At 67.3% G+C, this 8195-nt stretch carries 8 protein-coding genes; 3 read left to right on the top strand and 5 right to left on the bottom strand.

Annotation, left to right across the window (positions count from 1 at the left end):
• A partial coding sequence (locus tag QOC69_RS34700; protein ID WP_526447147.1) for a hypothetical protein occupies positions 1-379 on the bottom strand: 379 nt, incomplete at its 3' end.
• A gap of 247 nt (positions 380-626) precedes the next feature.
• Here QOC69_RS34700 and QOC69_RS34695 point away from each other — a divergent pair.
• The 3 genes from QOC69_RS34695 (at position 627) to QOC69_RS34685 (ending at position 2641) form a co-directional block, all read left to right on the top strand.
• A complete protein-coding gene (locus tag QOC69_RS34695) occupies positions 627-1370 on the top strand; it encodes an SDR family NAD(P)-dependent oxidoreductase (protein ID WP_526447145.1) in 744 nt (247 codons plus the stop codon).
• 50 nt (positions 1371-1420) lie between these two features.
• A complete protein-coding gene (locus QOC69_RS34690) occupies positions 1421-2284 on the top strand; it encodes an ABC transporter substrate-binding protein (RefSeq protein ID WP_526447143.1) in 864 nt (287 codons plus the stop codon).
• Between the two features lie 87 nt (positions 2285-2371).
• Positions 2372-2641: a hypothetical protein gene (locus QOC69_RS34685; protein ID WP_526447141.1), complete on the top strand. Its 270-nt coding sequence runs from the start codon at positions 2372-2374 to the stop codon at positions 2639-2641.
• Positions 2642-2665: 24 nt separating this feature from the next.
• Here the strand turns inward: QOC69_RS34685 and QOC69_RS34680 are convergent, their stop codons facing one another.
• The 4 genes from QOC69_RS34680 to QOC69_RS34665 all read right to left on the bottom strand — a co-directional run bounded on the left by QOC69_RS34680 (position 2666) and on the right by QOC69_RS34665 (position 7737).
• A complete protein-coding gene (locus QOC69_RS34680) occupies positions 2666-3283 on the bottom strand; it encodes an FKBP-type peptidyl-prolyl cis-trans isomerase (protein WP_526447139.1) in 618 nt (205 codons plus the stop codon).
• 542 nt (positions 3284-3825) lie between these two features.
• Positions 3826-5190, bottom strand: a complete 1365-nt coding sequence (locus QOC69_RS34675) for an alpha/beta hydrolase-fold protein (RefSeq protein ID WP_526447137.1) — start codon at positions 5188-5190, stop codon at positions 3826-3828.
• 38 nt (positions 5191-5228) lie between these two features.
• Positions 5229-6503 carry a lipase family protein gene (locus tag QOC69_RS34670; RefSeq protein WP_526447135.1) on the bottom strand — a complete coding sequence of 425 codons (1275 nt, stop codon included), beginning with the start codon at positions 6501-6503 and terminating at the stop codon, positions 5229-5231.
• Between the two features lie 16 nt (positions 6504-6519).
• Positions 6520-7737, bottom strand: a complete 1218-nt coding sequence (locus QOC69_RS34665; protein WP_526447133.1) for a lipase family protein — start codon at positions 7735-7737, stop codon at positions 6520-6522.
• Between the last annotated feature and the right edge of the window lie 458 nt (positions 7738-8195).

Raw genomic sequence — 8195 nt, 5'->3', positions numbered from 1 at the left:
CGTTCCTCTGGAACCACGGTGTCCGAGTCTGAATATAATCGGTGGCAGCGTCCCGTCCGGAAACCTCGTAGACATCGTGAGCCACGCAGGACCAGTCGAGAATGTCGCCGAACGGTTCGCCCGGTTCGTGGGTGGTTGGCTGGAGGCCTTCGCGGCTACGGGTCAGGATGTCGTCCACGGTTGCACGGGGGGCGCGGCCAGTCTGCTTGGCGATGCCGATCCTCTGTCCGATGATCTTCAATACGTCGTCGAGACTCGACCACCGGTCAGCGGCGGCGAAGCCGGCCAGTCCCGTGGTCGTCGTCGCGAACATCATTCCGAGCGCTACGAGGACAGCGCCGACTCCCCTGCACACGGCGCTGATCGTCTTCTGTCTCATGATGAAACCTCCGCTTCTTGCCGGGCACTGCTCGGATGACCGAAGATGAGCGCAGCATCACGCATCGGACACCAACCGGAACGAGTAGTCGACTACTTGCATTTGGCTGCGAGAACACTGGGAATCGAGACGAGTGGACGGATCTCGGCGCAGTCGGCTCGCAGACTAGAACGACGACGGCCTGGCCCCAGCCAGCGTCATGACCGAGCGGGCGTCGTACGGAGCGTAACCAGCAGAGGAGACACTGATGAGTCGTGTTGCTCTGATCACCGGAGCCAGCCGGGGAATCGGTGCGGCGACCGCGCTCGTCCTCGCGGAGCAGGGGTTTCGGGTGGTCGTCAACTATCGGTCGAGTGCCGACGAGGCAGACGAGGTGGTCCGGGCCGCGTCCGCGGCCGGCGGTGAGGCCGTGGCGATTCGGGCCGACGTCACCGAGGCCGACGACGTGGCCGCGATGGTGGGCGAGACCGAACAGCGCTGGGGCCGGGTCGACGTGCTCGTCCACAACGCATTGATCCCCTTCGATGTCACCTCGTTCGCCGATCTGAGTTGGGAACAGCTCGGCGGGAAACTGGACAGAGAGTTGCGTGCCGCGTTCCTCATCACCAAAGCCGTTGTACCGGGCATGATTTCCCGCAGTTACGGTCGGCTGGTGTACCTCAGCACGGGATTGTCCCGCCGACCCCGCGAAGGGATGATCACGCTGGGCACCGCCAAGGCGGCACTGGACCAGTTCGTCCGATACGTCGCACTCGAGCTGGCGCCGCACGGCATCACCGCAAACCTCGTCGCGCCCGCCACGGTCAACGAGACAAAGGTCACCGAGCAGTTGACGACCGACCAGATAGGTCACCTCGGTGCAACCAACCCCATGGGTCGCCTCGTCCGCCCCGACGAGGTGGCCCGCACGGTGGCCTTCTTGGCAAGTGAGGACTCCGGTTTCACCACTGGTCACTACCTCCCGGTCAACGGCGGCCTTTCCATGGACTGAAACCAGTTCTGCCGCTACGGAAATCTCCAGATTGGGGAAGGGGTCCAGCCATGCACACGATCGACCTGGCCTATGCCGGGCATGGTATCCACGAGGAACTGGTCGCCTACGTTGCCGACCAGGAAGGCTATTACGAAGATGAAGGCGTCCACGTAGCCATCCGCGACGGGGTCCACTGGAAAACGGAGCGTCTGCGCTGCGGCGCGACGATCGGTCTGGGCCGGGCCCTGTTGTCGCGCCTGACCGACGGCATCGGCTGGACAGTGCTCAGCGTCAACACCCATCGTCCGCTGTTCTGGTTTCTCGGCAGCGCCGAGGTGACATCCGTGGCGGATCTTCGTGGGCGCCGCCTGGCGGTCCACGCGGGCCACACGGCCCCCGGTTGTTTCGCCCGAATCGTCCTGCGCAAGCACGGCCTGGATCCTGACCGCGACCTGAAATGCGTGGTGCGCGATCCCGGTGACTACCAGATGGACCTGCGACGCCTTCGAGACGGCTCCATCGACGCCGCCTACGTCGGCAGCACGCTGTCGCCCGAACAGGTCGCCGAGGAAGAGGGGTTTCACCTGCTGGCCTGGGTGGGCGATCACTTCCAGATCCCCACCGTGGGCGTCGCGGTGGACCCCGTCCACACTCCGCTGGACAGCCCCGCATTGCAGGCCCTGGTGCGGGCCAACCAACGGGCGCTGCGGACCCTTGCCGAACAACCCGATCTGGCCGTCGACTACATCGCCTCGTTCCTCAACCGGCTCACCCGCGTTGAAGCCCAACAGCACTACGAACGCTACGTTGGCCCGTACTTCACCTCCGACGGCCAGGTCGACTTGGACATCGCGCAACAAGCGATCGACGCCGTCGCAGCCGAGCTGGGCGTCGGACCGGCAGCCGCGGACGAGATCTATCAGACACGGTGAACCCAAACAGGGGAGCGTTTGACCGTCGCGTAATGTGGTTATGTCGGCTAAGTAGCCCGATGCCGTCCCAACGCTGGAGTCATACTCATGACCTTGATCAAGACCACGCTGTCTGCCATCGCAGTCGCAGGCGGGCTCTCCGCGGCCATCCTGGGCGCCACTCCGGCGAGCGCCGACCCGCCCCCGCCGCCACCCGCGTTGGGCGAGATTCCGCCGCCCAACGCACCGCCGAAGACCGCCGAATCCTGGGACGGCGAGCCCGTCGTGTGGACCTCGATGTGGGGTGGGCGCTGGGGCGTGTGGAAGAACGGCTCCTTCATCACGCTGTCGTCGAACATCAACACCGGTGGTGGCTAGACGGCTGAGCCGTTTGAGTGCAGCTCAACCCACGAGGTCGAGGATCTTGATCGCGAAGACGAGCGTGTCACCCTGCTGGATTCCAGCGCTGGGCTGACCGTCGGGGTAGCCGTCGGCAGAGGCCATTGCGACGGCGACCGTGGACCCGACCTTCTGCCCTGCGATGGCCTTCTGGAAGCCCGGCACGACGCGATTGAGCGGGAATTCAGCCGGGGTGCCCCGTTCGTAGCTGCTGTCGAACACGGTCCCGTCACGTCCATTGACGCCCATGTAGCAGACGGAAACCGTCGCCGTCGGTGCGACGACCGGTCCGTCACCGGCCTGCAGCGTGTGCACCTGGGTCTCCGTCACGCTGAACGGCCCGGCCACGTTGACAAGCGGCGCCGTCGTATCCGTGGATCCGGTGACCGCGACGCTGCCAGTGGTCCCAGGCAGCGTCCAGCCGGGCGTGCCACCGTTTTGCGGCGCTGCCGTTGGGCACGTGTTGGCTGCGGTTGCCGCTTCGGAGGTCGCGACCACGGCGACGGAGGGCGTGCTTGCCGACGGAGTTTCCGTATCGGAGCCGCATGCGGCGAGCGTCATGGCGAACGACGCGGCACAGGCCACCACCGAGACGGAAGAAGACACACGAGAGAAGTTCACGGTCGTCACGGTACAGCCGCGTCACGCCGTCCTTGCCGGTAGCCCTGCGATGTCGGCGATGGATCCACGAGGCACGGCGCCACGACCAAGAGGGGATCCCAAATGGGTGGCAGCGCAAAGCCCTATGTAAGCGCAATGCCCTATGTACTGGTCTGCCCACCGTATTCAGTCCCGCCACCGCTTGGCGCGTACAGCGTTTTTGGACGAGGCGCCGACCATCCGTCACGCTCGACGTCGGCGATTAATCAACGAGCCAGCCCGAAGGACCATCGAGTCGCCGAAAAGGAATCGGAGACAGCGGCGCCGCGGTTGATCGAGGGCGCCACAAGCGCGCCGAACCGCATGCTTCGCGCCCGGGTCTTCGGGCAATCTTGAAGTTGCAGAGGCTGCGGTGCCGTCCGCCTGCTGCCGAATATGTTTTGCCGCAGCATCCTTTACAGATAGTCGTATATGCGGGCCCTGCACCTCGGCGCGCCGGCACCGCGGCCGGCGGCCGGGAAGCGCCAGGCTCAGCGAAGCATGCTGACCGCTGCCCGCCCGGGTTATCCGGCGGGTGCCCCCGGCAGCGGGATCGCCGGAACTTCGGGCGTGGCAAGCTTTCCGGCCAGCCACGGCAGCGCCGCGGCGAAAGCCGCGTCCGCCGAGGAGAAGTCGTGGTTGCCCGATACGGGCACGACCGCGCATTCCATCCCATGGGTGCTGGCCATCCCGCACAACTGGTTGGCGGTCGCGACGTGGTCTTCGGAGTGCCGATCAGTGTCGGACAGGTCGACCGCGCCGGCCGCTCCGGGATCGTTGGCGGCGTGATACACGGTTTCGGTGTCGGCCGAGACCGCAAACCACGCCGACATTCCGGGGTATTGGGGGTGGTTGGACATCACGGTCAGCGGGTCGAAGGACGCCCAGGCGCTGGCGTCGCCGCCGAACAGCCGCGCGATTGTCTGCGGCGTGGTGCCCGTGTTGGGGCCGAGCTGGCCGTCGATGTCGACGAAGGCGCCGAACAATTCTGGATGCATCGTGGCGAGCGTGAGCGCGCAGGTACCACCCGAGGACCAACCCACGATGCCCCAATTGGCCGGATCGGCGCTGGTGCCGAAATGTGAAGCCATATAGGGCACGACATCGTTGGTGAGGTGATCGGCAGCGTTGCCGCGGGTTCCGTTCACGCACTCGGTGTCGTTGCTGAACGCGCCGCTGTCGTCGACGAAGACCAGCACTGGCGCGTTGCCGCCGTGGGCGGCCGCGAAGGCCTCGATGGTGTGCTGCGCCTGACCGGCCTGCACCCAGTCGGCGGGATGGCCGAACTCGCCACCGATCATCATCACCACGGGAAGCTGTGGCGGCGGAGTGCTCTGGTACCAGGCGGGCGGCAGGTATACGAGTTCCTGGCGGTGCTTGAAGCCCGAGGCTTCATCGGGGATGGTCACGGCGACGATGCTGGCGGACGTCGGTGCAGTGCCATTGCGCTGCATGGCGGCCGCGGTGGCCGGGTCGGTTTGGTCGGGTAGCGGTGCGCCGGTGAGGCGTTGCCACGCCGCGGTTACTGTGGGCAGATAGTTCACCCAGCTGTTGAGCGCCAGTGCGGCGCACAGCACGCACAGCGCGACCGAGACCAGGCCGGCGCCGCGGCGCCACCACCGCGCGCCGCGCCAGCCGAGCACCGCCATCGCGGTGGCGAAGCCGCCCAACGCAATCCATATGGACAGCGGCATCGCGATCGGTGCGTCGGCCAGACCCTGATCGGCGACCCACCAGTTGACCGCCGCGGCCACCGCGATCCCGGTGACCAGGGCGACCGGCAGCCACAGCACCCGCCAGCGGCGGGATCGCCACCCGGTGGCGGCCACCAGTAGCCCTGCGGTGATCAGCTGCGCGGCAACGGGTATCCACCCGTGCGTCAGGGACATCGCGGCAGACATCGTGGCGTCGTGGATGTCATGATCGGTCAATTTGCGGGTGGATTGGAGCCGGCCTGGCCCGGGTCCGGCGGTGGGCAGCTGTTTGGTGCGGGACGGTCGGCGAAGCGCTCGCCGATCCAGCTGAACGCCATACTGGGGTCGATGGCGTCATGGCCAGCGCCGGCCACGAGCCGGGTTTCCACGACATCGCCCATACCACAGGCACTTTGGAGCGCCTGGTCGGTCCACGCCCGGGGTACCACGGTGTCTTGCCCACCGTAGACGACGAGCATTGGGGCCTCGGCCGGGGCCTGCGGGAGGCTGGTTTTCCGCAGGTAGCTGGCCAGAGTCGCGGAGGCATCGGAGCTGGCCGGGCGAAGGTCGTCGGCGGTGATCTGATCCGCCAGTTCGGCGCGCTGGCTGGAACCGGACCCGTGGCAGGCCGACAACGCGTTCCAGGCGTCGGTGCCCACGCCGCGCCGGTAGTCGTCGAGGTCGAAGTCCGCCCCGTACTCGCGCTTGAGCGCGGACAGGTAGGTGGCCAGTGTGAGTCGTTGGTCGTCGGTGAGGCTTCCGGCTTCGGCGCCGTCGGCCAGACCGGCGATGTTGGCCATCGGGGTGAGGCTGGCCGAGCCGAGCAGCGTGGTATCCCAGCCGTAGTTGTCGGCTAGTTCGTCGGCCGCCCAGGCGGCCTGGCCGCCCTCGGAGAGGCCAAGGGCGACCCACCGGCCGGAGGTGTTGGGCACCAGCTTGCGGGCCGCACGCACGGCGTCGATCATGTTGTAGCCCACCGTGGTTGAGTCCAGATAGGGGTAATAGGTGGTGGGTTTGGCGCCAGCGCCGAGGCCCTGGTAATCAGGGATGGTCACGACGTAGCCGGCCTGCAATAGCGCCTCCACCGTGGCGGCGGTGTCCAGCAGGGTCGGCGACTGTGACGGCGCGCAGTCGGGGGCGGTGCCGGTGGCGGGATGGCCGAGGGCCACGATCGGCCAGCCGCCTTGCGGTGCGGCATCGTGGGGAACTAGGACCGAGCCGCTGACCAGGGTGCGGTGGTCGTCGATTCCGGAGGTGGAAGCGTAGGTGATGCGCTTGGCCCACCCGGACGCCGTCGCGAGCGCCGGTGCCGTGACGGGTAGGTCTTCGGCGGTGAGGATGGTGCCTGGCGCCTGCGTGACCGCTTCGGCGCTGGAGGCGTCGGCGGGCGGATCGGCCGGGTTGCCCGCCGGTGGGCTCGGGTGGTGACCACAGGCGGTCAGTGCGGCCACGACGACGAAGATCGCCCGCCATGGTGGGCGAGCGACGATCGCTGGCTTGGATTTCATTGTGGGATGGCTGGTTTCAGCAGTTTCCAGCTGCCGGTGCGTTGGCGAACCGGTCGGCCTGCCAGAGGCCCAGCGGCGCGCCGGGGTCGAGGGCGTGGCCCTCGGTGTTCATCCGGATGCGCATGATGGTGTCGCCGAGCGCGCAGGCGCGGCCCATTGCGACCTCGGTCCATTCGGGCGGAACCGTGCGGTCGACGCCGCCGTAGACGGCCAACAACGGAATCTTGGTCGGCTGCTGGGGCAGCGCGTAGGAGGCCAGCCGCACCGCCAGTCGCTGGGCCGCCTCCGCGGAGGACGGCCTGGCGTCGGACGGGCGGATCTTGGCGCCAAGCTCGGCGCGGTGGTCGGATGCCGGCGGGTGGCAGGCAAGGAAAACCGTTGCGTCGTCGTGCAGTTCGCCGTGCAGGTAGTCGTCGGGGCGGATCGACCTATCGACGGCGGCCAGTCCGGTGATCACGCCAGGGTAGATGTAGGTCTGGTCGACGGTCAGCGACGCGGCTTGGGCGCGGGCCACGAGACCGGTCAGATCCAGCGTGGGCACCATCGCAGCCGCGCCGAGCAGGTCGGTGCCCTGACCGTAGGACGCGAAGTATTCCGCGGCCGCCCACGCGGTTTCGCCGCCCTGGGAGGCACCCATTGCGAGCCAGCGAGACGACAGCTGCGGCTGCACGGTGCGTGCCGCACGCACCGCGTCGATTAGGTTGAAGGCGGCCGACTTTGGCTCCAGGTAGGCGTGTGGCTCGTCGAAACCGGCGGGCTTGCCCAACCCGGCGTAGTCGGTGAACGCCACCGCGTACCCCTGCCGCAGTTGGATGGCTACTGCCGTGAGGTCGCCGAACAGGCGCGGGTCGCCGGTCGGCGCGCAGTCGGCGGTCACACCGACCGTGCCGTGGGCGTAGCCAACCACTGGCCAGCCGTCCGGCGGCGGGTTACCCGGCGGGGTGAACACCGCCCCAGACACCACGGTCGGCGCACCGGTGATGCCCGACACCGACCGATACACCATGGTGTGGGCAGTCGAACCGGGCGGCAGTTCGGCCATGTCGAACGGGGTCTGGGCCGAGCTGGTGAGCACGGTGCCGCGTGCGCTCCAGTCGGCCACCGCGATCGAGGGCATGCGGCGGGTGTAGTCGAACTGTTGCTGGGAGGCGCTCGCGTTCGGGTGCGCGCCGCCGCAGGCGGTCAGCAGCGCACACGCCGCCACCGCGCAAGCGCGTGCCGCCCAGCCCGACATCGAAGCCTCCCGGTTCCCGAATATCCACCAGCATGGCACGTGCGCGGGTAATTGGCTTTCGAGGATTCCCGGCAGCAAAGAATGGCGGCTCCGGTATCCAATCGGTGCGGTTTTCAAACCGCGAAAGGGCAGATGTGGTGATGTTAACAACCGGCTAGGGCAGGGGTGCGCGCCACTAACGAAGCGGCTATGTTCCTTTCAACAGCTGCGGGGGAGCTGGCTGGCGAGGGCGGTGCGTGCCCCGGGCCAGGTGAGACACAATTGCAGGTACCAAAGGGTTTTGGACATTTCGGGCCGGTGTTGCAATGGAGCCTCCGCAGCCGCGAATGTCTCAGCGTAAGTCCCGCACGACAAGTCGTGGCACGATGTTTCCCTTTGTCCTGGCCGTCGTAATGCGCCGTGCCGACATTTCTGTCGGTGCGCCGCGAAAAAGGTTGTTGAGGTCTGTGAAAAGGCCG

Origin of the sequence: Mycobacterium sp. (assembly GCF_032162105.1) — a bacterium.
Classification (GTDB): Bacteria; Actinomycetota; Actinomycetes; order Mycobacteriales; family Mycobacteriaceae; genus Mycobacterium.
Note: the sequence above shows the minus strand (reverse complement) of the source record. Positions and strands in the feature narration are given on the sequence as shown.

Bases quoted from the DNA above. Each gene is read 5' to 3' on its own strand.
- QOC69_RS34695 (WP_526447145.1), top strand. From the start codon at position 627: ATGAGTCGTGTTGCTCTGATCACCGGAGCCAGCCGGGGAATCGGTGCG.
- QOC69_RS34690 (WP_526447143.1), top strand. From the start codon at position 1,421: ATGCACACGATCGACCTGGCCTATGCCGGGCATGGTATCCACGAGGAA.
- QOC69_RS34685 (WP_526447141.1), top strand. From the start codon at position 2,372: ATGACCTTGATCAAGACCACGCTGTCTGCCATCGCAGTCGCAGGCGGG.
- QOC69_RS34675 (WP_526447137.1), bottom strand. From the start codon at position 5,190: ATGTCCCTGACGCACGGGTGGATACCCGTTGCCGCGCAGCTGATCACC.
- QOC69_RS34670 (WP_526447135.1), bottom strand. From the start codon at position 6,503: ATGAAATCCAAGCCAGCGATCGTCGCTCGCCCACCATGGCGGGCGATC.
- QOC69_RS34665 (WP_526447133.1), bottom strand. From the start codon at position 7,737: ATGTCGGGCTGGGCGGCACGCGCTTGCGCGGTGGCGGCGTGTGCGCTG.